This is a genomic window from Leifsonia sp. SIMBA_070 (genome assembly GCF_046534635.1).
Classification (GTDB): Bacteria; Actinomycetota; Actinomycetes; order Actinomycetales; family Microbacteriaceae; genus Leifsonia.
Genome location: NZ_JAWRYK010000796.1, coordinates 1 through 244, shown reverse-complemented (window position 1 = coordinate 244; position 244 = coordinate 1). Strand labels below are relative to the sequence as shown.

Below are 244 nucleotides of genomic sequence, written 5' to 3'. Positions count from 1 at the left end.
CGGCGCAGCAGCAATGACGTCCTGGTGCATACGGATCTGCACTTCGAAAACGTCCTGTACCGCAACGAGGGGGCCGACGGGCACGGATTCGTGGCGATCGATCCTCAGGCCATGGTGGGGGAACCGGAATTTGCCGCCGCTCCCATGCTGTGGAACCGGATCGGGGAACTGGACGAGGGGCGGCCGGAGGCGGCCCTGCGGGAGCGGCTGGAGCGGCTGTGCTCAGCCGGCGGACTGGATCCCG

General features: G+C 68.0%; 1 protein-coding gene. It reads left to right on the top strand.

Annotated elements, in window-relative coordinates; all coding sequences use genetic code 11:
- Nucleotides 1–244 (top strand): aminoglycoside phosphotransferase family protein (locus SB754_RS22405; RefSeq protein WP_410784479.1); only part of this gene is annotated, 244 nt, incomplete at both ends.